The organism is Kitasatospora sp. NPDC001527, from assembly GCF_040298605.1.
Classification (GTDB): Bacteria; Actinomycetota; Actinomycetes; order Streptomycetales; family Streptomycetaceae; genus Kitasatospora.
In genome coordinates this window covers 201,340-223,456 of sequence record NZ_JBEPAM010000008.1, presented here as the reverse complement: position 1 = coordinate 223,456, position 22,117 = coordinate 201,340, and the positions used below count along the sequence as shown (strand labels likewise).

23 protein-coding genes are annotated in these 22,117 nt (G+C 73.3%); 17 read left to right on the top strand and 6 right to left on the bottom strand.

Annotated features, from left to right (window positions below; genetic code table 11):
* The first annotated feature begins 9 nt into the window (after nucleotides 1–9).
* The gene (locus ABT238_RS11745; RefSeq protein ID WP_350756747.1) at nucleotides 10–567 is read left to right on the top strand and encodes a Uma2 family endonuclease; all 558 of its coding nucleotides are present in this window, start codon (nucleotides 10–12) and stop codon (nucleotides 565–567) included.
* Here the strand turns inward: ABT238_RS11745 and ABT238_RS11740 are convergent.
* From ABT238_RS11740 to htpX, 4 genes are read right to left on the bottom strand one after another with little or no spacing between them, the layout of a single operon-like run.
* Nucleotides 558–1,391 (bottom strand): DUF3097 domain-containing protein, encoded by an 834-nt coding sequence (locus tag ABT238_RS11740; RefSeq protein WP_350566351.1) that lies wholly within the window; start codon nucleotides 1,389–1,391, stop codon nucleotides 558–560. The genes ABT238_RS11745 and ABT238_RS11740 overlap by 10 nt on opposite strands.
* 20 nt (nucleotides 1,392–1,411) lie before the next feature.
* Complete coding sequence (locus tag ABT238_RS11735) at nucleotides 1,412–2,191, bottom strand: DUF2785 domain-containing protein (RefSeq protein WP_350756744.1); 780 nt, start codon at nucleotides 2,189–2,191, stop codon at nucleotides 1,412–1,414.
* Nucleotides 2,192–2,233: 42 nt separating this feature from the next.
* The gene (gene pspAB, locus ABT238_RS11730) at nucleotides 2,234–2,821 is read right to left on the bottom strand and encodes a PspA-associated protein PspAB (protein ID WP_350566355.1); all 588 of its coding nucleotides are present in this window, start codon (nucleotides 2,819–2,821) and stop codon (nucleotides 2,234–2,236) included.
* A gap of 45 nt (nucleotides 2,822–2,866) precedes the next feature.
* Nucleotides 2,867–3,787, bottom strand: a complete 921-nt coding sequence (gene htpX, locus ABT238_RS11725) for a zinc metalloprotease HtpX (RefSeq protein ID WP_350566356.1) — start codon at nucleotides 3,785–3,787, stop codon at nucleotides 2,867–2,869.
* A 273-nt stretch (nucleotides 3,788–4,060) separates the two neighbouring features.
* Between htpX and hrcA the strand changes: the two genes are divergently transcribed.
* From hrcA to ABT238_RS11650, 15 genes are all read left to right on the top strand, one after another.
* Nucleotides 4,061–5,095 carry a heat-inducible transcriptional repressor HrcA gene (gene hrcA / locus ABT238_RS11720; RefSeq protein ID WP_350566358.1) on the top strand — a complete coding sequence of 345 codons (1,035 nt, stop codon included), beginning with the start codon at nucleotides 4,061–4,063 and terminating at the stop codon, nucleotides 5,093–5,095.
* A gap of 73 nt (nucleotides 5,096–5,168) precedes the next feature.
* Entirely contained in the window at nucleotides 5,169–6,311 is a 1,143-nt protein-coding gene (gene dnaJ / locus ABT238_RS11715) for a molecular chaperone DnaJ (RefSeq protein WP_350566360.1), read from the top strand.
* A gap of 81 nt (nucleotides 6,312–6,392) precedes the next feature.
* Nucleotides 6,393–7,142: a 16S rRNA (uracil(1498)-N(3))-methyltransferase gene (locus ABT238_RS11710; protein ID WP_350566361.1), complete on the top strand. Its 750-nt coding sequence runs from the start codon at nucleotides 6,393–6,395 to the stop codon at nucleotides 7,140–7,142.
* Between the two features lie 75 nt (nucleotides 7,143–7,217).
* Entirely contained in the window at nucleotides 7,218–10,460 is a 3,243-nt protein-coding gene (locus tag ABT238_RS11705) for a S41 family peptidase (RefSeq protein ID WP_350566363.1), read from the top strand.
* Between the two features lie 131 nt (nucleotides 10,461–10,591).
* Nucleotides 10,592–10,945: a histidine triad nucleotide-binding protein gene (locus ABT238_RS11700; RefSeq protein ID WP_350566365.1), complete on the top strand. Its 354-nt coding sequence runs from the start codon at nucleotides 10,592–10,594 to the stop codon at nucleotides 10,943–10,945.
* Between the two features lie 5 nt (nucleotides 10,946–10,950).
* Entirely contained in the window at nucleotides 10,951–11,871 is a 921-nt protein-coding gene (locus tag ABT238_RS11695) for a ribonuclease Z (RefSeq protein ID WP_350566366.1), read from the top strand.
* Nucleotides 11,872–12,068: 197 nt separating this feature from the next.
* Entirely contained in the window at nucleotides 12,069–13,193 is a 1,125-nt protein-coding gene (locus ABT238_RS11690) for a PhoH family protein (RefSeq protein ID WP_502884270.1), read from the top strand.
* 14 nt (nucleotides 13,194–13,207) lie between these two features.
* Nucleotides 13,208–13,702: an rRNA maturation RNase YbeY gene (gene ybeY / locus ABT238_RS11685; protein WP_350566368.1), complete on the top strand. Its 495-nt coding sequence runs from the start codon at nucleotides 13,208–13,210 to the stop codon at nucleotides 13,700–13,702.
* 19 nt (nucleotides 13,703–13,721) lie between these two features.
* Nucleotides 13,722–15,047: a hemolysin family protein gene (locus tag ABT238_RS11680; RefSeq protein ID WP_350566370.1), complete on the top strand. Its 1,326-nt coding sequence runs from the start codon at nucleotides 13,722–13,724 to the stop codon at nucleotides 15,045–15,047.
* 33 nt (nucleotides 15,048–15,080) lie between these two features.
* Entirely contained in the window at nucleotides 15,081–15,317 is a 237-nt protein-coding gene (locus ABT238_RS11675; protein ID WP_350566372.1) for a hypothetical protein, read from the top strand.
* Nucleotides 15,318–15,365: 48 nt separating this feature from the next.
* A complete protein-coding gene (locus tag ABT238_RS11670) occupies nucleotides 15,366–15,905 on the top strand; it encodes a DUF4383 domain-containing protein (protein WP_350566374.1) in 540 nt (179 codons plus the stop codon).
* Nucleotides 15,906–15,938: 33 nt separating this feature from the next.
* Nucleotides 15,939–16,292: a cytidine deaminase-like protein gene (locus ABT238_RS11665; RefSeq protein WP_350756741.1), complete on the top strand. Its 354-nt coding sequence runs from the start codon at nucleotides 15,939–15,941 to the stop codon at nucleotides 16,290–16,292.
* Nucleotides 16,293–16,440: 148 nt separating this feature from the next.
* On the top strand, nucleotides 16,441–16,599 hold the full coding sequence (locus tag ABT238_RS11660; RefSeq protein WP_350566378.1) for a hypothetical protein: 159 nt from the start codon (nucleotides 16,441–16,443) through the stop codon (nucleotides 16,597–16,599).
* A gap of 55 nt (nucleotides 16,600–16,654) precedes the next feature.
* Entirely contained in the window at nucleotides 16,655–17,584 is a 930-nt protein-coding gene (gene era / locus ABT238_RS11655; RefSeq protein ID WP_344337568.1) for a GTPase Era, read from the top strand.
* Nucleotides 17,585–17,630: 46 nt separating this feature from the next.
* A complete protein-coding gene (locus ABT238_RS11650; protein WP_350566380.1) occupies nucleotides 17,631–18,344 on the top strand; it encodes an alpha/beta fold hydrolase in 714 nt (237 codons plus the stop codon).
* Between the two features lie 29 nt (nucleotides 18,345–18,373).
* On the opposite strand, the gene ABT238_RS11645 is transcribed toward ABT238_RS11650, so the two are convergent.
* Nucleotides 18,374–18,640, bottom strand: coding sequence for a protealysin inhibitor emfourin (locus tag ABT238_RS11645; protein WP_344337572.1), 267 nt, complete (start codon nucleotides 18,638–18,640; stop codon nucleotides 18,374–18,376).
* Between the two features lie 67 nt (nucleotides 18,641–18,707).
* Nucleotides 18,708–19,739, bottom strand: a complete 1,032-nt coding sequence (locus tag ABT238_RS11640; protein WP_350756738.1) for a M4 family metallopeptidase — start codon at nucleotides 19,737–19,739, stop codon at nucleotides 18,708–18,710.
* Nucleotides 19,740–20,099: 360 nt separating this feature from the next.
* Between ABT238_RS11640 and leuA the strand changes: the two genes are divergently transcribed.
* Complete coding sequence (leuA, locus tag ABT238_RS11635; RefSeq protein ID WP_350566384.1) at nucleotides 20,100–21,896, top strand: 2-isopropylmalate synthase; 1,797 nt, start codon at nucleotides 20,100–20,102, stop codon at nucleotides 21,894–21,896.
* The last annotated feature ends 221 nt before the right edge of the window (nucleotides 21,897–22,117 follow it).

Here is a 22,117-nt window from a genome sequence, read left to right as displayed (position 1 = left end):
GAGCGCGCAGTGACCGCCATCGATGACCGGATGACGGGGATCTTCGAGAACCTGGAGGTCCCGGAAGGCTTCAAGGCCGAGCTCATCAGGGGGGAAATCGTGATGACGGCGGGGCCGGACATGGCCCACGACCTCATCGTCGAGTCGATCGTCGACCAGATCCCGCGCACGCGGTGGCACCGGCTCCAGACCCAGGACGTGGCGTTCCCCGCCGACGCGAGCGAGCCGCAGCCGGATCTGGTGGTGATCGAGCGAGGAACCGTCGAGGGGCCGGGGCGTCTGGTGCCCGCGCCGGCCGTGACGTTGGTCGTCGAAGTCGTGTCGAAGACCAGTGTGCTGCGCGACTACCGCACCAAGCGGGAGCTCTACGCGGAGGGTGCTGTCCCCCTCTACCTGATCGTCGATCCGATCAAGGGCCTCTGTGTGCTGCTGGCCGAGCCGACCGAGGCGAGTGCCTCGGGGCTGCCGGACTACGTGGCCGAGCGGACCACCAAGTTCGGCGAGCCGGTGCCGCTGGACCTGTTGGGCGTCGTTCTCGACACCTCGGAGTTCCGGACCTACTCCTGAGGCGGCAGGGTCACGAAGTCGATCAGCTCCTCGACCTTGCCCAGCAGCTCGGGCTCCAGGTCCCGGTAGGAGTCCACCCTCGACAGGATCCGCTTCCACGCCGCCGGGGCGTCCTCGGGCCAGCCCAGGCGGCGGCAGGTGCCGGTCTTCCAGTCCTCGCCCCTGGGGACGGCGGGCCACGCGGGGATGCCGACGGAGGAGGGCTTCACGGCCTGCCAGACGTCGATGTAGGGGTGGCCGACGACCAGCACGTGCGGGCCGGTGACCCGGGCGGCGATGCGGTGCTCCTTGGTGCCCGGGAGCAGGTGGTCGACCAGGACGCCGAGGCGGCGGCCCGGGCCGGGGGCGAAGTCGGCGACGATCGCGGGCAGGTCGTCGACGCCCTCCAGGTACTCGACGACCACGCCCTCGATCCGCAGGTCGTCGCCCCAGACCCGCTCCACCAGCTCGGCGTCGTGCCGGCCCTCGACGTAGATCCGCGACTCGCGGGCCACCCGGGCCCGGGCACCGGGGACGGCGACCGAGCCGGAGGCGGTCCGGCCCGGGGCGCGTGCGGGGGCCGGGCCCGGGGGCCGGACCAGGGTGACCGTCCGGCCCTCCAGCAGGAAGCCGCGCGGGACCATCGGGAAGACCCGGTGCTTGCCGAAACGGTCCTCCAGGGTGACGGTGAAGCCCTCGGCGGTCTTCTCGCAGCGCACCACCGCCCCGCAGAAGCCGCTCGCCGCCTCCTCGACCACCAGGTCCCGCTCGGCGGGCACCTCGGGGGCGGGGGTCTGTTTCTTCCACGGCGGGGTCAGGTCGGGTCCGTACTGGCGGCTGCGCATTCCACGGAGTCTACGAGGCGTCAGCCGGTGAACGGCGAGTTCACCACCAGGATCCCGGCGATCCGTTCGCGCAGCGCGGCCGAGTGCGGCAGCGGCACCGGGTCGCCGCCGCGCTCCATCCGCACGCCCCGGTCGGCGAGCACGTACAGCATCCGCAGCGTGCGCAGGGTGTTGGAGACGACGGCGGGCACGGCGCCGGTGGTCGCCGAGGGGCGGCGCGGCGGCTGGGCGGCGATCACGTCGAGCCAGCCCAGTGCCTGCCGCTCGGTCAGCTCGGGGCGAGTGAGGATCTGCGCGAGGGCGCGGCCGAGCCGGTCGTCCTCCAGGGCGTCCAGGACGTGGTCGGTGGGGGCGAGCAGCCGGGCGGCGACCAGCTCCAGCAGCGGCGTCGGGTCGGCGAGCAGCGGGCCGCGCCCGAGGGCGGCCAGGTAGTCGGCGCCGTGCGCGAGGGCGTGCAGCCAGCCGAGTTCGGCGTCGAAGCCGCGCAGGTCGGTCTCGGCGAGGTACCAGCGGGCGAAGGCGTCCAGCCAGGCGCCCCGGTGCGCACCGAGGTCGGCGAGGTCGGCGAGGACCAGCGGGGCGAAGGTGCGGGCCTGGATCTCGGGGTCGGACAGCCGCTCGGCCATCTCGTCGCCGAGGGCCAGGCGCTGCTCCGGGGTGAGCAGGGGCACCCAGCGGCACAGCTGCTCGTAGGCGCGGCTGTCGCGGGTCTCGGGGTCGGGCGAGCGCAGGGCGGCGCTCACCGCGGCGAGCAGGTCGGGGGTGGGTTCGGCGGTCTCGATACCGGTCCAGTCGATCATGGTCGGACCCTAGGGGCGCCGGACCGCCGCGGCCACCGGTTTTCACAGCCCCGGCGCGCCCCAGACCGGGAACCAGCGGGTGAGGTCCTTCTCCAGCCGCAGGTCGTTGCCGAGCATCGCGTTGACCTCCAGCTCCAGTGGGCTGTCGCGCTTCTCCCCGCCGCCCGGCAGCGGCGCGAAGGGGTAGAAGGTGCCGCGCTTGTACAGGTAGACCAGGGCCAGCGGCCGGCGCCCGTCGGCGTCGCGGAAGCCGACCAGCGAGCAGAGCAGCTGCGGCCCGAAGCCGTGCGCCTCCAGCTCGCTGTTGACCGCGTGCAGGTCGTTGACTAGCTCCGGCAGCTCCTCGGGGGTGTGCCGGGCCAGCAGCCAGGAGTAGCCGTACGCGTCCCTGGACGCCTCGACGGGGACGCCGCCGCGCTCGGTGTCGGCGTCCAGCAGGGCCCGGACCTGGCGTTCGACCTCGTCGAAGGCCCCGCCCTCGACCGAGGCGAAGCAGACCGAGCCGAGTCCGGTGGGCCGCAGTCCCGCTCCCGCCTCCAGGGTCAGCGCGGCGGAGGGAACCCCGAACAACTGGTCGAGGTCCGGCTTGACGGGCTTGGTGCGGCCGAACAGCGCGTCCAGGATTCCCACGGCGGTCCTTCCGGGTCGGGGCCGGCGGCTGAGCCGGTCGGCGGGTCAGCGGCCGAGCCGCGCGGAGATCTTCGCCAGCTGGGCCAGCCGCTGCTCCAGCGAAGGGTGGGTGGAGAACAGCTGGGTGGCGGCCTCGCGGGCGCTCAGCGCGGGGGCGAAGTAGAAGGCGTTGTAGGCCTGCGCCTGGCGCAGGTCCTTGGTCGGGATGGCGGCGATCTGGCCGGTCACCTTGGTGAGCGCCGAGGCCAGCGCGCTGGGCCGGCCGGTGAGCTGGGCGGCGGCCCGGTCGGCGGCCAGCTCCCGGTAGCGGGACAGCAGCCGGGTCAGCAGGAAGCTGATCGCGTAGACCGCGATCGACACCAGCGGAATGACCAGCGCGGCGATCGCCGCGTTGGAGTCGTTGCTGTTGCGCCCGCCGCCCATGAAGCCGCCGTACATGGCGATCCTGGTCATCGCGCCGGCCAGCACGCCGAGGAAGCCGGCCACCGTCATGACGGCGACGTCCCGGTGGGCGACGTGCGACAGCTCGTGCGCGAGCACGCCTTCCAGTTCCTCCGGCTCCAGCCGGCGCAGCAGGCCGGTGGTGACGCAGACCACCGCGTTCTGCGGGTTGCGGCCGGTGGCGAAGGCGTTCGGCATGTCGTTGTCGGCGACGGCGACCCGGGGCTTGGGCATGTCGGCGAGCGCGCAGAGCCGGTCGACGGCGCCGTGCAGCTGCGGGTACTGCTCGGGGGAGACCCGGTGGGCGCCCATCGCCCGCTCGGTGATCTTGTCGCTGAACCAGAACTGGGCGACGAACAGGCCGCCGGAGATCAGGACGATGATCGGCCAGGCGCCGCGCAGCAGTGCGATCAGCAGCCCGGTGAATCCGACGTACAGCAGTCCGATCAGGAACATCGTCCCCACCATCCGGCCGGTCAGGCCGCGGTCGGGGGCGAAACGGGTGTGCTGGCCCGGGGTCGACATCGCTGTTCCTCCGTTCGCCGTCCGCTTCCGATGCTGCCACCCGGACGGGCCCGCGGCATCATCCGCGCGCCGCGAACTGCGGGCAGGATCACCCCGGCCGGGCCGTTCCTGCCGTCGGACCCGGGCCTTACACTGGCAGGTACGGTTCTGGCACTCGGATGGTCGGAGTGCCAAGGCCGGGCCCTGCGGGGCCGGCCCGAAGCTCGGAACACGGACACGTGCCACAACGGCGTGTCACAACGGACAACGCGTGAAGACGGAGGTGCGTGCCCCATGGCCGGTGAGGTCCGCCAGCTCGACGACCGCAAGCTCGCGGTGCTTCGCGCGATCGTCCAGGACTACGTGGGGACGGAGGAGCCGGTCGGCTCCAAGGCCCTGGTGGACCGCCACAACCTCGGGGTCTCCCCGGCCACCGTCCGCAACGACATGGCCGCGCTGGAGGAGGAGGGCTACATCCACCAGCCGCACACCAGCGCCGGGCGCATCCCCACCGACAAGGGCTACCGGCTGTTCGTCGACAAGCTGGCCGAGGTCAAGCCGATGAGCGCGCCCGAGCGGCGGGCGATCCGGCACTTCCTGGACGGCGCGGTGGACCTCGACGACGTGGTCGCCCGCACGGTGCGGCTGCTGGCCCAGCTGACCCGCCAGGTCGCGGTGGTGCAGTACCCCTCGCTGAGCCGCTCCACGGTCCGGCACATCGAGCTGGTCGCGCTGGCCCCGGCGAAGGTGATGCTGGTGCTGATCACCAACACCGGCCGGGTCGAGCAGCGGCTGGTGGACTGCCCGGGCACGGTCGGCGAGACGCTGCTGGCGGATCTGCGGGCCCGGGTCAACGCGCGGGCCGCCGGCCAGCGGCTCCCGGACGTCCCCGGGCTGCTCGACGACCTGCCCGCGCTGTTCGAGGCGGCCGACCGGCCGACCGTCACGGTGGTGCTGGCGACGCTCTTCGAGACGCTCGCCGAGCAGAGCGAGGAACGGATCATGCTGGCCGGCACGGCCAACCTGACCCGTTTCGGCCACGACTTCCCCCTCACCATCCAGCCGGTGCTGGAGGCGCTGGAGGAGCAGGTCGTCCTGCTCCGCCTCCTGGGTGAGACCGCGGACGCCGGGATGACGGTGCGGATCGGCCGGGAGAACGCCTACGAGGGGCTGAATTCCACGTCGGTCGTCTCGGTCGGCTACGGTTCGGGCGACGAGAGCGTGGCCAAACTGGGTGTGATCGGTCCGACCCGGATGGACTATCCGGGCACAATGGGGGCGGTGCGAGCGGTGGCACGGTACGTGGGCCAGATCCTGGCCGAGTCGTAGGAACGGCGCCGTCAAAAATTTGACGGCGCCCAAGTCGCAAGCACTCTTACAGGCGGAACAAGCGGAGCATTTGGTGGCCACGGACTACTACGCGGTACTCGGCGTCCGACGGGATGCGGGGCAGGACGAGATCAAGAAGGCGTTCCGGCGCCTGGCGCGCGAACTGCACCCGGACGTCAACCCGGACCCGAAGACGCAGGAGCGGTTCAAGGAGATCAACGCCGCCTACGAGGTGCTCTCCGACCCGCAGAAGCGCCAGGTCTACGACCTCGGCGGCGACCCGCTCTCGCCGAACGGCGGCGGCGGGGCGGGCGGCTTCGGCGCGGGCGCGGCCGGCTTCGGCTTCTCCGACATCATGGACGCCTTCTTCGGCGCCGCCTCCGGCCAGCGCGGCCCGCGCTCGCGCACCCGGCGCGGCCAGGACGCGATGATCCGCCTGGAGATCACCCTGGAGGAGGCCGCGTTCGGCACCACCAAGGAACTCCAGGTGGACACCGCCGTCACCTGTACCACCTGCAGCGGCGAGGGTGCCGCGCCCGGCACCTCCGCGCAGACGTGTGACATGTGCCGCGGCAAGGGCGAGGTCTCCCAGGTCACCCGGTCCTTCCTGGGCCAGGTCATGACCTCCCGCCCCTGCCCGCAGTGCCAGGGCTTCGGCACCGTCGTGCCGACCCCGTGCCCGGAGTGCGCCGGTGACGGACGGGTCCGCGCCCGCCGCACCCTGACCGTCAAGATCCCCGCCGGTGTCGACAACGGCACCCGGATCCAGCTGGCCGGCGAGGGCGAGGTCGGCCCCGGCGGCGGCCCGGCCGGCGACCTGTACGTCGAGATCGCCGAGACCACCCACAGCGTGTTCCAGCGGCGCGGCGACGACCTGCACTGCACCGTCACCATCCCGATGACGGCGGCCTCGCTCGGCACCCAGGTGCCGCTGCAGACCCTGGACGGGGTGGAGGAGGTCGACATCCGGCCCGGCACCCAGTCCGGCCAGTCCATCCCGCTGCACGGCCGGGGCATCACCCACCTGCGCGGCGGCGGCCGGGGCGACCTGATAGTGCATGTCGAGGTGCAGACGCCCACCAAGCTCGACGCCGAGCAGGAGGAGCTGCTGCGCCGTCTGGCGGTGCTGCGCGGCGAGGAACGGCCGTCCGGCCAGTTCGCGCCCGGGCAGCAGGGGCTGTTCTCCCGGCTGAAGGACGCCTTCAACGGCCGGTAGCCGTCCCGCGCGGGGGTGCCGAGGCTTTCTCGGCACCCCTTTCGCGTCCCCGTTCCCCTTCCCACCCCGGAGGTTCCCCGCATGACCGCGCCCGTGTTCGTCGTCGAGACCGAGCGGATCGCCGGCGCCGCGCCCGGCGCGCTGGTGCGGCTGGACGGGCCGGAGGGCCGGCACGCGGCCGCCGTGAAGCGGCTGGAGCCGGGCGAGGCGCTCACCCTGACGGACGGGCTCGGCCTCGGCGTGGACGGCACCGTCGCGGCGGTGCCCGGCAAGGACGAGATCGACGTGACGGTGGCGGCCGTGCGCCGCGAGCCGGAGCCGGCGCCGCGGATCGTCGTCGTCCAGGCGCTGCCCAAGGGCGACCGGGGCGAGCTGGCCGTGGAGACCATGACCGAGGTCGGCGTGGACGTGGTGATCCCCTGGGCGGCCTCGCGCTGCATCACCCAGTGGAAGGGCGAGCGCGGCGGCAAGGCGCTCGCCAAGTGGCGGGCCACCGCGCGGGAGGCCGGCAAGCAGTCCCGCCGGCTGCGCTTCCCCGTGGTCCGCGACGTGATGACCACCCGGCAGCTGGCCCCGGTGCTGCTCGGCGCCGCGTTCGCGGCCGTGCTGCACGAGGAGGGCGCCGAGCCGCTGGCCGGCGCCGCGCTGCCGGGCACCGGGGACCTGGTGCTGGTGGTCGGCCCGGAGGGCGGGGTCTCCCCGGAGGAACTGGCCGCCTTCGCCGCGGACGGCGCCAAGCCGTACCGGCTCGGCCCGTCGGTGCTGCGCACCTCCACCGCGGGCGTGGCCGCCGGCGCGCTGCTGCTGGGCCGCACCGGCCGCTGGTCCTAGCACGCGTCCCCCGCAGGGGGCCGGGGTCGGGAAAGTCCGGGCGCGGGGGACCGGCCCCGTGCCAGGGTGACGGGTGTGAGCGAACCCGAGAGCACCTCCGTGGGCGCCTATCTGCGCCACCCGCACCTGCACGGTGACCTGATCACCTTCGTGGCCGAGAACGACGTGTGGCTCGCCCCGCTGGACGGCGGCCGGGCCTGGCGGCTGACGGCCGATCACGTCCCGGTCCGCCGCCCCCGGTTCTCCCCGGACGGCCGGCACGTGGCCTTCACCTCGACCCGGGACGGCGCCCCCGAGGTGCACCTCGTGCCGGTGGACGGCGGCCCGTCGCGCCGGCTCACCTACTGGGGCGACGCGCAGACCCAGCTGCGCGGCTGGACGGCGGACGGCCGCCCGATCGCCACCACCGCCGCCGGACAGGCCTCGCTGCGCCGCACCTGGGCGCACGCCGTGCCGCTGGACGGCGGCGAGCCGCAGCGCCTGCCGTACGGGCCGGTCGGCGGGCTGGCCTTCGAGCCGGGCGGCGACCGGACGCTGCTGGTCTCGGCCTTCGGCGTGGAGCCGGCCTGGTGGAAGCGGTACCGGGGCGGCAGGACCGGCAAGCTGTGGATCGGCACCGACCGCTTCGAGCGCGTCCACGAGGAGCTGACCGGCAACATCGAGTCGCCGCTGTGGGTCGGCGAGCGCATCGCCTTCCTCTCCGACCACGAGGGCGTCGGCGCCCTGTACTCCAGCCTCCCGGACGGCTCCGACCTGCGCCGCCACGGCACCTCCCCGGAGGGCTTCTACGCCCGCGACGCCGCCACCGACGGCACCCGGGTGGTCTGGCACAGCGCCGGGGAGCTGTGGCTGCTGGACGACCTGGCCGGCGCCGAGCCGCGCCGCCCGGACGTCCGCCCGTCCGGCCCGCTCACCGGCCGGCGCCCCCGCCCGGTGTCCGCCGCGTACTGGCTGGAGGGCGCCGCCCCGGACCGCACCGGCCGGGCCGGCGCGGTGGTGGTGCGCGGCACCGTGCACTGGCTGACCCACCGGGAGGGCCCGGCCCGGGTGCTGGACGAGACGCCGGGGGTGCGCGGGCGCCTCGCCCGGGTGGTGCCGGGCGCGGCCGGCGAGGACGCCGCGCAGGGCGTGGTCTGGGTGACCGACGCCGAGGGCGAGGACGCGATCGAGTACGCGCCCGCCGTGCTCGGCGCCGAGCGCCGCCGGCTGGCCGCCGGGCGGCTGGGGCGGGTCCGCACGCTGGTGGTGTCGCCGGACGGCAAGCAGCTGGCGGCCGGCGCCCACGACGGCCGGGTGCTGCTGGTCGCGCTGGCCGACGGGGCCGTGCACGAGCTGGCGCACAGCGCGGACGGCGAGGTCAGCGGGCTGGCGTTCAGCCCGGACTCGGCGTGGCTGGCCTGGTCGCAGCCGGCCCTCGGGCCGTGGTCGCTGCGCCAGATCGTGCTGGCCAACCTGGCCACCCGGACGGTCTCCGAGGCGACCCCGCAGCGGTTCATCGACACCTCGCCGGCGTTCACCGCGGACGGCCGGCACCTGGCGTTCCTGTCGGTGCGCAACTTCGACCCGGTGTACGACTCGCACGTCTTCGACCTGTCGTTCCCCAACGGCTGCCGCCCGTACCTGATCACCCTGGCCGCCGACACGCCGTCCCCGTTCGGGCCGAGCCGGGCCGGGCGGGCGGCCGGCGGCGAGGACGAGGAGCCCCGCGGCAAGCGGACGGATGGCGAGGAGGGCGGGGCCGACGCGCCGCCGGTGACCCGGGTCGACCTGGACGGCATCGCCGACCGGATCGTGGCGTTCCCGGTGGAGGGCGGCCGGTTCGGCAGCCTGCGGGCCGCCAAGGACGGCGTGCTGTGGACCCGCGTCCCGCTGGTCGGCGAGCTGGGCGACGAGGCCGCCTCGCTGGAGGACGAGCGCCCGCGGCCCGCCCTGGAGCGCTTCGACTTCCGCAAGCGCCGGGCCGAGCAGCTGGTGGACGGCCTGGACGCGTTCGCGGTCAGCGGCGACGGCACCCGGCTGGCCGTGCTGGACGAGGGCGAGCTGCGGATCCTGCCCGCCGACCACAAGGCGTCCGGCGAGGACGAGGAGATCGACGTCGACCTGGACCGGCTGCGGGTGAGCGTCGACCCGGCGGCCGAGTGGCGGCAGATGTACGACGAGAACGGCCGCCTGATGCGGGACAACTTCTGGCGCGCGGACCTCTCCGGGGTGGACTGGGACGGCGTGCTGGCCCGCTACCGCCCGCTGGTGGAGCGGCTCGGCTCGCACGACGACCTGGTGGACCTGCTCTGGGAGGTGCACGGCGAGCTGGGCACCTCGCACGCCTACGTGGTGCCGCACGGCCGGCACACCGAGCCGGCCCGCCGGCAGGGCCTGCTCGGCGCCGACCTGGTCCGCGACGGCGAGGTGTGGCGGATCGCCCGGATCCTGCCCGGCGAGTCCTCGGACCCGCGGGCGCACTCGCCGCTGGCCGCGCCGGGCGCCGCGATCCGCCCGGGGGACGCCGTCCTGGCGGTCAACGGCCGCCCGGTGGACCCGGTGACCGGCCCGGCGCCGCTGCTGGCCGGCACCGCCGGGCAGCCGGTGGAGCTGACCGTGGCCGGCAAGGACGGCACCGACCGGCGCCACCCGGTGGTCGTCCCGCTCGCCGACGACGAGGCGCTGCGCTACCACGACTGGGTGGCCGGCCGGAGGGCCGCCGTGCGCGAGCTCTCCGGCGGCCGGCTCGGCTACCTGCACATCCCCGACATGCAGACCACCGGCTGGGCGCAGATCCACCGCGACCTGCGCTCGGAGATGGCCCGGGAGGGCGTGATCGTCGACATCCGGGGCAACCGGGGCGGGCACACCTCGCAGCTGGTGGTCGAGAAGCTCTCCCGCCGGATCATCGGCTGGGGCGTCGCCCGGGACGTCGCCAACCCCTCGCCGTACCCCGAGGACGCCCCGCGCGGGCCGGTGGTCGCGCTGGCCGACGAGTACTCCGGTTCGGACGGCGACATCGTCAACGCGGCCATCCAGGCGCTCGGCATCGGCCCGGTGGTCGGCACCCGCACCTGGGGCGGGGTGATCGGCATCGACAGCCGGTACTCGCTGGTGGACGGCACCCTGGTGACCCAGCCGAAGTACGCGTTCTGGTCGGAGCGGGTCGGCTGGGGCCTGGAGAACCACGGGGTGGACCCGGACGTCGAGGTGCCCTTCCCGCCGCACGCCTGGGCGGCGGGGGAGGACCCGCAGCTCGCCGAGGGCGTCCGGCTGGCCCTGGAGGCGCTGGCCGAGCGGCCGGCGAGGACCGCGCCGCCGGTGCCCGGCGCGCGGTAGGAGCACGCCGGGGGCGGGGGCGCGGGCCCCCGCTCCCGGCGGCGACCGCCTGGCGTGATCCGAAAGAGAGGGCCTAGCATGCCGCCGTACGCACCGACCCGACCAGCACCAGCACCCCGCGAGGAGACCCGATGGCCGGCGAGCCGCAGCCCGACTGCCTGTTCTGCAAGATCGTGGCGGGCGAGATCCCGGCCACCGTGGTGCGCAAGACCGACCGGGTGCTCGCCTTCCGCGACATCGCCCCCAAGGCCCCGGTGCACGTCCTGGTGATCCCGCACGCCCACTACCCGAACGCGGCCGCGCTGGCCGCCGAGGAGCCGGAGATCGCCGGCGAGCTGCTCGCCGAGGCCGGCCGGGTCGCCGTCGACGAGGGCGTCGAGGACTACCGGCTGATCTTCAACACCGGCGCCGGCGCCGGGCAGACGGTCTTCCACGCCCACGTCCACGTGCTCGGCGGCCGGCCGATGACCGAGCGCATGGTCTGACGCTGGTGTCCCAGCGCGAACTCGTGGTCCTCGGGACCGCCAGCCAGGTCCCGACCCGGCACCGCAACCACAACGGCTACCTGCTGCGCTGGGACGGCGAGGGCCTGCTCCTCGACCCCGGCGAGGGCACCCAGCGCCAGATGCTGCGCGCCGGGGTCTCGGCCACCCAGATCACCCGGATCGCCGTCACGCACTTCCACGGCGACCACAGCCTGGGCCTCGCCGGGGTGATCCAGCGGATCAACCTCGACCGGGTCCCGCACCCGGTGGACGTCTACTTCCCGGCCTCCGGCGAGGTGTACTTCGAGCGGCTGCGGCACGCCACCGCCTTCCACGAGACGGCCGTGCTGCGGCCCCGCCCGATCGAGGAGCCCGGCCCGCTGCCGGCGCCCGGCGCCCGCTTCGCGCTGGACGCCGTGCGGCTCTCGCACCCGGTGGAGTCCTTCGGCTACCGGCTGCGCGAGCCGGACGGCCGCCGGCTGGTGCCCGGACGGCTGGCCGCCCTGGGCATCGCCGGCCCGGACGTCGGCCGGCTCCAGCAGCAGGGCGCGATCGAGGCGGCCGGCCGGCGGGTGACCCTGGAGGAGGTCAGCGAGCCCCGGCCCGGCCAGCGGTTCGCCTTCGTCATGGACACCCGGCTCTGCGAGGGGGTGCACGAGCTCGCCGAGCGCGCCGACCTGCTGGTCGTCGAGGCCACCTTCACCGACGCCGACGCCAGGCTCGCCGAGGAGCACGGCCACCTCACCGCCGGCCAGGCCGGCAAGGTCGCCGCCGAGGCGGGCGCCCGCACGCTGGTGCTCACCCACTTCTCGCAGCGCTACCCGGACCTCGGCCAGCACCTCGCCGACGCCCGCAAGCACTTCGACGGCCCGATCGTGCTTGCCGAGGACCTCGCCCGGGTACCTGTACCGCCCCGGCACGCATGACCGGCCCGCCCGGCCCGCCCGGCCCGTGAGCGGCCCGGAAAACCGCTCGCGCCACCCGGGCGCTCTGCCGCAGCATCGTCGGGTGCGGCCCCGCCGCCCGCCGCGTCGATCACGTGCGCGGCGTACCCTGGTGCCCCGGAGAGACCCAGCGGCACCACGAGACACGGATGGGATGAGGCAGGCCCCAGCGCCGACCTATGAGTGACACATCGCAGACCCGTACCAACGGAGGGCCGCGCCCCGAGCCGGCCGACAACGGCCGCGTCAGCGCCCGTTTCGTCATCCCCGAGAAGCATCCGATGGTCACCCTGCTCGGCGCCGCCGACTCGCTGCTGCGGGTGATCGAGGAGGGCTTCCCCGCCGCCGACATCCACGTCCGCGGCAACGAGGTGACCGCGACCGGCGAGCGCGCCGAGGTGGCCCTCGTCAAGCAGCTGTTCAGCGAGATGATGCTGGTGCTGCGCACCGGCCAACCCCTGACGGAGGACGCCGTGGAGCGTTCCATCGCCATGCTCCGCGGTGCCGCGGAGGACCCCGACAGCCCGGCGCCGTCGCAGGTGTTCACCGCGAACATCCTGTCCAACCGGGGCCGGACCATCCGTCCCAAGACCCTCAACCAGCAGCGCTACGTCGACGCGATCGACAAGCACACGATCGTCTTCGGCCTCGGCCCGGCGGGCACCGGCAAGACCTACCTGGCGATGGCCAAGGCCGTCCAGGCCCTGCAGGCCAAGGAGGTCAACCGGATCATCCTGACCCGTCCGGCCGTCGAGGCGGGCGAACGGCTGGGCTTCCTGCCCGGCACCCTCTACGAGAAGATCGACCCGTACCTGCGCCCGCTGTACGACGCGCTGCACGACATGATGGACCCGGACTCCATCCCGCGCCTGATGGCCGCCGGGACCATCGAGGTCGCGCCGCTCGCCTACATGCGCGGACGTACCCTCAACGACGCCTTCATCATCCTCGACGAGGCCCAGAACACCTCGCCCGAGCAGATGAAGATGTTCCTCACCCGCCTCGGGTTCAACTCCCGGGTGGTCGTCACCGGCGACACCAGCCAGATCGACCTCCCGGGCGGCACCCGCAGCGGCCTCAAGGTCGTCCAGGAGATCCTGGCCGACGTGCCCGACATCCACTTCTCCGTCCTCACCAGCACCGACGTGGTCCGCCACAAGCTGGTCGGCCGGATCGTGGACGCGTACGAGCGCTGGGACGCCCGCCAGGAGGCCCAGGAGACCGAGGAGCGCAGGCTCCCGGTCAAGCCCGCCCAGCGGCGCGGCTCGCGCGCACCCCGACAGTCCCATCGCACCGAAAGCTGAGTAACCAGCCCGTCATGTCGATCGACATCGCCAACGAGTCCGGTTGGGACGTCGACGAGGAGTCCATCCTCGACGTCGCCCGCTACGCACTGGAGAAGATGCGGATCCACCCGCAGTCCGAACTGTCCGTGATCCTCGTGGACGGGGCGGCGATGGAGGAGCTGCACATCCAGTGGATGGACCTCCCGGGCCCGACGGACGTGATGTCCTTCCCGATGGACGAGCTGCGCCCCGGCAAGGAGGGCGAGGAGCTGCCGCAGGGCCTGCTCGGCGACATCGTGCTCTGCCCCGAGGTCGCCGAGCAGCAGGGCAAGGCGGCCCCGTCGAAGCACTCGATGGACGAGGAGCTGCAGCTGCTCACCGTGCACGGCGTGCTGCACGTGCTCGGCTACGACCACGAGGAGCCGGACGAGGAGGCCGAGATGTTCGGCCTGCAGAAGGCGATCCTCGACGGCTGGCGGGCCGAGCGGGGCCTCGGGGGCATCTCCCCGGCCCCCACCACCCACTGAGCGCGGAGCGCGAACCCCTGTGAGTGGTGAGAGTACGAGTTTCATCCTCGGTGCCGTGCTGCTCGTCGTGCTCGGCTGGCTGGCCGCGTGCGCCGAGGCGGGCATCTCCCGGGTCTCCCGGTTCCGGGCGGAGGAGGCCGTGCGCTCCGGGCGCAAGGGCTCGGCCCGGCTGCTGGCGCTGGCCACCGACCCGATCCGCTATCTCAACCTGGCCACCCTGATCCGGGTGGCCAGTGAGATGGCGGCGGCGGTCCTGGTCACCGTGGTGTCGGTGCGCACCATCGACACGACCTGGCAGGCCGTGCTGCTGGCGTTCGGCGTGATGGTGCTGGTGTCGTTCGTGGCGGTGGGCGTCTCGCCGCGCACGATCGGCCGCCAGCACCCGCTGACCACCGCGACCGCGGCCTCCTTCGTGCTGCTGCCGCTGGCCCGGATCCTCGGCCCGATCCCGCGGCTGCTGATCCTGCTCGGCAACGCCCTGACCCCGGGCAAGGGCTACAAGGAGGGTCCGTTCGCCTCCGAGGCGGAGCTGCGGGCCCTGGTCGACCTGGCGGAGAAGAACGACGTCATCGAGGACGAGGAGCGCCGGATGGTGCACTCGGTCTTCGAGCTGGGCGACACCATCGTCCGCGAGGTGATGGTGCCGCGCACCGACCTGGTGATGATCGAGCGGCACAAGACCGTGCGGCAGGCGCTGACCCTGGCGCTGCGCTCGGGCTTCTCGCGGATCCCGGTGGTCGGCGACAACGAGGACGACGTGGTCGGCATCGTCTACCTCAAGGACCTGGTGCGCCGCACCCACATCAACCGGGACTCGGAGTCCGACGAGGTCGGCGCGGTGCTGCGGCCGGCGGTGTTCGTCCCGGACTCCAAGCCGGCCGCCGACCTGCTGCGCGAGATGCAGAAGATGCGCTCGCACGTGGCGATCGTGATCGACGAGTACGGCGGCACGGCCGGCCTGGTCACCATCGAGGACATCCTGGAGGAGATCGTCGGCGAGATCACCGACGAGTACGACCGGGAGATCGCCCCGGTGGAGGACCTCGGGGACGGCTCCTACCGGATCACCGCCCGGCTGCTGGTGGAGGACCTCGGCGAGCTGTTCGGGATCGAGCTGGAGGACGAGGACGTCGAGACGGTCGGCGGCCTGCTGGCCAAGCACCTGGGCCGGGTGCCGATCCCCGGCTCGTCCTGCGACATCCCGCTGCCGGAGGAGGTCCCGGGCGGTCTGACCGCCATCCGGCTGACCGCGGAGAGCTCGGCCGGGCGCCGCAACCGGATCGGCTCCGTCGTCGCCGCCCCCGTCCACGCCGGGCCGGACGCCGCCCCGGAGGGCGGCGAGTAGCGTTCGGGTGCGTCCGGGGCGACGATGGGAGGCATGACTCACCAACTTCGCGCGGAGTACGGCCCGCAGGGGAGCGCGGGCGGGGTGAAGGTCTGGCACGTCGTGCGGGAGGGGGATCCGGCCACCGCGCTGTGCGGCCGGACCATCCCCGCCGAGGCGCAGACCCGGCCGGAGCAGGAGTGGGGGACCGGGCTCCGGGGCTGCCAGCAGTGCGGCTCGCTGTACATGCACGAGGTGCCGCACATGGAGGGGAGCCACCCCTACAGCTAGCTGCACCCGGGTGCAGGGCAAGGCGCTACGGCCACCTCGGAGGTCGCCATGAAGCTGCAAGACGAACTGCCCGTCGACCACAAGCTGCTGCTGGTCTGGCGGATCGGGGCGGGGCTCGGCGGGGTCTTCCTGATCGTGTTCGGCTGCCTGGGGCTGGCCGACCACCCGGGCTTCCTGTCCACCGAAGGCAACGAGATCGCCGGGATGTCCACCAACGGCGCGCTGAGCATCCTGTCCATCGTGGTGGGCGGGATCCTGGTGATCGGCGCGTTCATCGGCGGGAACTTCGCCGCCAACCTGAACATGGCGGCCGGGGTGCTGTTCATCCTGTCCGGGTTCTACGGGCTGACGGTGCTCGAACGGCCGGACGCCAACCTCCTGAACTTCGGCATCCACAACGTGATCTTCGCGTTCGCCTTCGGCGTGGTGATCACCGCGTTCGGGATGTACGGGCGGGTCAGCAGTCACCTCCCGCACGACAACCCGTACTGGCGCAAGCGCGCGGATGAGGAGCAGGAGCTGCCCGCCGGTCCCAAGACCTTCGTGAAGGTGATGCGGCCCGGGCCGCCCAACCCGATCGGGCACTGACCGGCTCCGTCACCGGGGCCTATGCTCCTGGGCATGAGTGACATCGTCGAGCTGGACCCCGAGGACAAGAAGATCATCACCCTGGCCCGCTCCGCCCGCGCCCGCAACGGCGTCGCGGAGGGGGCCGCGGTGCGTGACGAGACCGGCCGCACCTATGTGGCCGGCACGGTCGCGCTGGAGTCGCTGCGGCTGAGCGCGGTGCAGACGGCGGTGGCGATGGCGGTGGCCAGCGGCGCGAAGTCGCTGGAGGCGGCGGCCGTGGTGACCGATGCCGAGCAGCCCTCGCCGGCCGACCTGGCGGCGGTGCGCGACCTCGGCGGCGCGGGCACCCCGCTGCTGCTGGCCGGCCCGGACGGCACGCTGCGGGTCGCGGCCGAGGCCCGCTGAGCGTCCGGGAGGCGCGCGCTCCGCACGGTGCCCGGGGTTCCCGCCCCGGGCGCCGGCGCGTTCCGGGACCCCTGGAATCGGCGGATAATCTCACCGGGGACGGGCGGGGAATCTGCGCGGGGAACCGGCGCGGTGAGGGGGCTGGGCGATGGGGCCGTACGCGTTCTTCGCGGGGCTGCTGCTGGGTGTGATGGGCATGGGCAAGTGGCAGGAGACCGGCTCGCCGTTCTGGCTCTGGGGCTCGGTCTCCTTCCTGCTGCTGGTGCTCGGCTGGGGCCTCGGCGCGCTGTTCGGCGGCCGGAAGTGACCGCCCGGACGGGCGGTGTCCGCCCCGCCGGGGGTGATCAGGGAGAATGGAGCCCATGAATGCCCCTTCCTCCTCGTACCGCTCCGGCTTCGCGTGCTTCGTCGGCCGGCCCAACGCGGGCAAGTCGACCCTGACCAACGCTCTGGTGGGGACGAAGGTCGCGATCACCTCCGACCGCCCGCAGACCACCCGGCACACCGTCCGCGGCATCGTGCACCGCCCGGACGCCCAGCTGGTGCTGGTGGACACCCCCGGCCTGCACAAGCCGCGCACCCTGCTCGGCGAGCGCCTCAACGACCTGGTCCGCTCCACCTGGGCCGAGGTCGACGTGATCGGCTTCTGCCTGCCCGCCGACCAGAAGCTCGGCCCCGGCGACAAGTTCATCGCCAAGGAACTCGCCGAGATCAAGAAGACCCCCAAGGTGGCCATCGTCACCAAGACCGACCTGGTCGACTCCAAGCGGCTGGCCGAGCAGCTGATCGCCGTCCATCAGCTCGGCGCCGAGCTGGGCATCGAGTGGGCCGAGATCATCCCGGTCTCGGCCGTCGGCGACAAGCAGGTGGAGCTGGTCGGCGAGCTGATCAGCAAGCTGCTGCCGGAGGGCATGCCGCTCTACCCGGACGGCGACCTCACCGACGAGCCCGAGCAGATCATGGTGGCCGAGCTGATCCGCGAGGCCGCGCTGGAGGGCGTGCGCGACGAGCTGCCGCACTCGCTGGCCGTCGTGGTCGAGGAGATGCTGCCGCGGGAGGGCCGCCCGGCCGACCGGCCGCTGCTCGACATCCACGCCAACGTCTACATCGAGCGGCAGAGCCAGAAGGCGATCGTGATCGGGGCCAAGGGCGCCCGGCTCAAGCACGTCGGCACCACCGCCCGCAAGCACATCGAGGCGCTGCTCGGCACCCCGGTCTTCCTGGACCTGCACGTCAAGGTCGCCAAGGACTGGCAGCGGGACCCGAAGCAGCTGCGCAAGCTCGGGTTCTGACCGCGTCCGACGACCACGACGTCCGAACACGGCGGGGGAGCCCGGCATGAAGCTGCACACCCACGAGTGGGGCACCGGCGAGCGGATCGCGCTGCTGGTCCACGGGATCATGTCCGACCACCGCACCTGGCGGTCGGTCGGCCCGGCGCTCGCCGAGCGCGGCTACCGGGTGATCGCCGTCGACCTGCGCGGCCACGGCGCCAGCCCGCGCGGCGAGGGCTCCACCGCGGTGGAGCGCTACGCCCCCGAGCGCTACGCCGATGACCTGGTCGACACCCTGCCGCGGGGTGCCGACCTGGCCATCGGCCACTCGCTGGGCGGGCTGACCCTGCTGCACGCCGTCGGGCGGCTGCGCCCGGCCCGGGTGGTCTACTCCGACCCGGCCTGGAGGTTCGCCCAGCCGGGCCTCTTCGACCCGGCGGTCTTCGTCCGGTTCAAGGAGGCCACCCGGGAGCAGATCACCGCGGTCAACCCGCGCTGGGACGCCGCCGACGTGGACGTCGAGCTGGCCACCCTGGCGCTGTGGGACCCGGAGACCGCGTTCGCGCTCTCCGCGCTGCACGGCCGGGCCACGCTGCCCGGCGCCCCGGCCGTGCCCTCGCTGGTGCAGCTCGCCGACAACAGCTGGCTGGTCGGGCCCGAGGACGCCGAGGCCCTGCGCGGTCTCGGCTACCGGCTGCGCACGGTGGCCGGGGCCGGCCACACCATCCACCGGGACGACCTCCCGGGCTTCCTGGCCTCCCTCGACGGCTGGCTGTGACCCGCCGGGCGGGGGTCCGGAGGCGGACCCTAGGCGCCTTCGCGCAGGACGAGGGAGACCAGCTCGCGCTGGGACTCGGTGAGCTTCGGGTCCGCGCAGTGCACCGTCCGGCCGTCGACGGTGATCTCGTAGTGGAAGCCGTCCGGCACCCCGTAGGAGGGCGTGCGCAGCCCGCCCGCGACGGCCTCGCGGGCGAGCGCGTGCACGTGCGGGGCGTCCACCCGCTCGGTGGTGTCGAGCTCCGCGCGGCGGACGTGTCCCGCGAGGCCGCCGGTCCGGGTCACCTGGATACGCATGGTGTCCATGGTGCTACCCAGCGATGGCGTTTGCCGGGGTTTTCCCGGACCTTGACTTAAGCGCGACTCAAGTCGGGCTGATGCCGACCTTCGCCCAGGACGCGGTGACCGTGTCGGCCACCTCGGGCTCCGGGTAGCGGGCCTTGGCGGCGGCCACGGTGGCCCGGGCGAAGGCGGTGAAGCCGGCGTCGGAGGGCAGCCGCCGGCCGGTCAGCGCGTCGTACCAGATCCGGCCCGCGCGCTCCCAGGCCGGGCCGCCGAGCGCGGTGGCGAGCAGGTAGAAGGCGTGGTTGGGGATGCCCGAGTTGATGTGCACCCCGCCGTTGTCCCGGCCGGTGCGCACGTAGTCGCGCATGTGGGCGGGCTGCGGGTCCTTGCCCAGCCGCGGGTCGTCGTAGGCGGTGCCGGGCGCCTTCATCGAGCGCAGTGCGACCCCCTGCACGCCGGGGGCGAGCAGTCCGGCGCCGATCAGCCAGTCCGCGGCGGCGGCGTCCTGTTGCAGCGCGTACTGCTTGACCAGCGAGCCGAAGACGTCGGAGACCGACTCGTTGAGCGCGCCGGGCTGGTCGCGGTACTCCAGGCCGGCGGTGAACTGGGTGACGCCGTGGGCCAGTTCGTGGCCGATGACGTCGATGCAGACGGTGAAGTCGCCGAACACCTCGCCGTCGCCGTCGCCGAAGACCATCCGCTCGCCGTCCCAGAAGGCGTTGTCGTAGTCCTGGCCGTAGTGGACGGTGGCGTCCAGCCGCAGGCCCCGGTCGTCGATGGAGTGCCGCCCGTAGACGGCGGAGAACAGCGTCCAGGTCGCGCCGAGGCCGTCGTAGGCGTGGTTGACGGACTGGTCGGGCAGGGGGCCCTCGCCCTCCCGGCGGACGGTGCGGCCGGGCAGCCGTTCGCGGTGGCCGGCGTCGGAGATCACCCGTTCCAGGCGGTCGGCGGCCCGTTCGGCGGCCCGTTCGGGGAGGACGGCGGTGAGCCGCGCGGCCCGGTGCGCGGCGTCGAGGGCGAGGGAGCGGGCGGCGGGCTCGTGACCGTCCTCGGCGAGGCGGTCCAGGACGTACGGCGGAACGATCGCGCAGAGCGTCGGTTCGGCTGTCATGTGGCCCAGCGTGAGGCATCGATGACGTGTTGTCACCGGCGCGGACAGGATTGCGCGCCGCCCGGCCGCCGCCGCGCGCCGTCTCAAGGACTGGGAAGATCAACCGCCCCGCTTCGGGCTCGCGCGGTGCTTTGTTAGGCTGGTTCGCATCATGCGCTACGGCCTGCTTCTTCTTAGCTGCCGCGTCGAGGGCCTGTAGTCCACCAAGGGCCGGCCCCCTCGCCGCGGGGACTGTGCTGCGCGCTGGATTTCGGGCGACCCGCCGAGGGGTCGCGAGCGGCAGCAGGCCGGCCGAGTCGGGTGAGGACACCGCCCCGACCAGCCCGCATCACGCACCACAGGAAGCCGAGACTCACCTCCATGACCGAGCAGAGTTCCGCCGTGCCCGTTCCCGCCGCCCGCGCGTTCGCCGGCCGCCCCACCCCGATCACCGCCGGCTCGGTACGCCAGCGGCCGTCCGGCATGCGGCACGGCCGCTACCTGCCCTTCGGCACCGTCGACCTGCCGGACCGCACCTGGCCGTCGAAGGTGATCACCAAGGCCCCGCGCTGGCTCTCCACCGACCTGCGGGACGGCAACCAGGCGCTGATCGACCCGATGTCCCCGGCGCGCAAGCGCAAGATGTTCGACCTGCTGGTCGCGATGGGCTACAAGGAGATCGAGGTCGGCTTCCCCTCCTCCGGGGCCACCGACCACGCCTTCGTGCGCTCGCTGATCGAGGAGGGGGCGATCCCGGAGGACGTCACCATCTCGGTGCTGACCCAGGCGCGCGAGGAGCTGATCGAGAAGACGGTCGAGTCGCTGGTCGGCGCGCCGCGCGCGACCGTGCACCTGTACAACGCGACCGCGCCGCTGTTCCGCCGGGTGGTGTTCCGCAACGACCGGGAGGCCACCAAGGCGATCGCCGTCGACGGCACCCGGCTGGTGATGGAGTACGCCGAGAAGCTGCTGGGCGAGGAGACCGTCTTCGGCTACCAGTACTCGCCGGAGATCTTCGTCGACACCGAGCTGGACTTCGCGCTGGAGGTCTGCGAGGCGGTCATGGACGTCTGGCAGCCCGGCGAGGGCCGCGAGATCATCCTGAACCTGCCGGCCACCATCGAGCGGGCCACCCCGAACGTCCAGGCCGACCAGTTCGAGTGGATGTCGCGCCACCTGTCGCGCCGCGAGTTCGTCTGTCTGTCGGCGCACCCGCACAACGACCGGGGCACCGCCGTCGCCTCCGCCGAACTGGCCCACATGGCCGGTGCCGACCGGATCGAGGGCTGCCTGTTCGGGCAGGGCGAGCGGACCGGCAACGTCGACCTGGTGACGCTGGGCATGAACCTGTTCTCGCAGGGCGTCGACCCGCAGATCGACTTCTCCGACATCGACGAGGTGCGCCGCACCGCCGAGTACTGCAACCAGATGGAGGTGCACCCGCGTCACCCGTACGCCGGCGACCTGGTGTACACCTCCTTCTCCGGCTCCCACCAGGACGCCATCAAGAAGGGCTTCGACGTCCTGGCGGCGGACGCGGCCGCGGCGGGCGTGCCGGTCGAGGAGCACACCTGGGGCGTGCCGTACCTGCCGATCGACCCGAAGGACGTCGGCCGCACCTACGAGGCGGTCATCCGGGTCAACAGCCAGTCCGGCAAGGGCGGCGTGGCGTACGTGCTGAAGAACGACCACAAGCTGGACCTGCCGCGCCGGATGCAGATCGAGTTCTCCCGGATCATCCAGGCCAAGACCGACGCCGAGGGCGGCGAGGTCACCCCGGCCGAGATCTGGCGGGTCTTCGAGGACGAGTACCTGCCCACCCCGGCGAACCCGTGGGGCCGGATCTCGCTGAGCGGCTCGCGCACCCTGACCACCGAGGACGGCCGGGACGCGCTGACGGCCGAGGCCGTGCTGGACGGCACGCCGGTCACCCTGGCCGGTACCGGCAACGGCCCGGTCTCGGCGTTCGCCGACGCGCTGGCGCAGATCGGTGTGGACGTACGGGTGCTGGACTACGCGGAGCACGCGCTGAGCGAGGGCGGCGACGCCCAGGCCGCCGCGTACGTCGAGTGCGCGGTGGACGGCCGGGTGCTGTGGGGCGTCGGGATCGACGGCAACACCGTGCTGGCCTCGCTGAAGGCGATGATCAGCGCCGTCAACCGGGCGCAGCGCGGCTAGTTCGTGCGAGTGGTCGTGGCCGGGCCGTCCCGTTCGGGGCGGCCCGGTGGCGTTCCCGGGCCGGGCCGGGCGGTCCCCGGGACCGGGGCGCGGCCGCTGTGTCCTGCGCCACATTTTTTCGGTGATCGGGCCGTTCGAAGTACTGACACGTGTCGGCAACCGTGGCAACATCGTCCCACCGGAAAGCCGGGTCGGTGGGACGGCCCGGTGGCCGGTCGCGT

Excerpts from the sequence above, each read along its gene's own strand:
- ABT238_RS11740 (WP_350566351.1), bottom strand. The coding sequence starts at position 1,391 with ATGCGCAGCCGCCAGTACGGACCCGACCTGACCCCGCCGTGGAAGAAA.
- ABT238_RS11735 (WP_350756744.1), bottom strand. The coding sequence starts at position 2,191 with ATGATCGACTGGACCGGTATCGAGACCGCCGAACCCACCCCCGACCTG.
- htpX (WP_350566356.1), bottom strand. The coding sequence starts at position 3,787 with ATGTCGACCCCGGGCCAGCACACCCGTTTCGCCCCCGACCGCGGCCTG.
- hrcA (WP_350566358.1), top strand. The coding sequence starts at position 4,061 with ATGGCCGGTGAGGTCCGCCAGCTCGACGACCGCAAGCTCGCGGTGCTT.
- ABT238_RS11710 (WP_350566361.1), top strand. The coding sequence starts at position 6,393 with ATGACCGCGCCCGTGTTCGTCGTCGAGACCGAGCGGATCGCCGGCGCC.
- ABT238_RS11700 (WP_350566365.1), top strand. The coding sequence starts at position 10,592 with ATGGCCGGCGAGCCGCAGCCCGACTGCCTGTTCTGCAAGATCGTGGCG.
- ABT238_RS11690 (WP_502884270.1), top strand. The coding sequence starts at position 12,069 with ATGAGTGACACATCGCAGACCCGTACCAACGGAGGGCCGCGCCCCGAG.
- ybeY (WP_350566368.1), top strand. The coding sequence starts at position 13,208 with ATGTCGATCGACATCGCCAACGAGTCCGGTTGGGACGTCGACGAGGAG.
- ABT238_RS11675 (WP_350566372.1), top strand. The coding sequence starts at position 15,081 with ATGACTCACCAACTTCGCGCGGAGTACGGCCCGCAGGGGAGCGCGGGC.
- ABT238_RS11670 (WP_350566374.1), top strand. The coding sequence starts at position 15,366 with ATGAAGCTGCAAGACGAACTGCCCGTCGACCACAAGCTGCTGCTGGTC.
- ABT238_RS11665 (WP_350756741.1), top strand. The coding sequence starts at position 15,939 with ATGAGTGACATCGTCGAGCTGGACCCCGAGGACAAGAAGATCATCACC.
- ABT238_RS11660 (WP_350566378.1), top strand. The coding sequence starts at position 16,441 with ATGGGGCCGTACGCGTTCTTCGCGGGGCTGCTGCTGGGTGTGATGGGC.
- era (WP_344337568.1), top strand. The coding sequence starts at position 16,655 with ATGAATGCCCCTTCCTCCTCGTACCGCTCCGGCTTCGCGTGCTTCGTC.
- ABT238_RS11650 (WP_350566380.1), top strand. The coding sequence starts at position 17,631 with ATGAAGCTGCACACCCACGAGTGGGGCACCGGCGAGCGGATCGCGCTG.
- ABT238_RS11645 (WP_344337572.1), bottom strand. The coding sequence starts at position 18,640 with ATGCGTATCCAGGTGACCCGGACCGGCGGCCTCGCGGGACACGTCCGC.
- ABT238_RS11640 (WP_350756738.1), bottom strand. The coding sequence starts at position 19,739 with ATGACAGCCGAACCGACGCTCTGCGCGATCGTTCCGCCGTACGTCCTG.
- leuA (WP_350566384.1), top strand. The coding sequence starts at position 20,100 with ATGACCGAGCAGAGTTCCGCCGTGCCCGTTCCCGCCGCCCGCGCGTTC.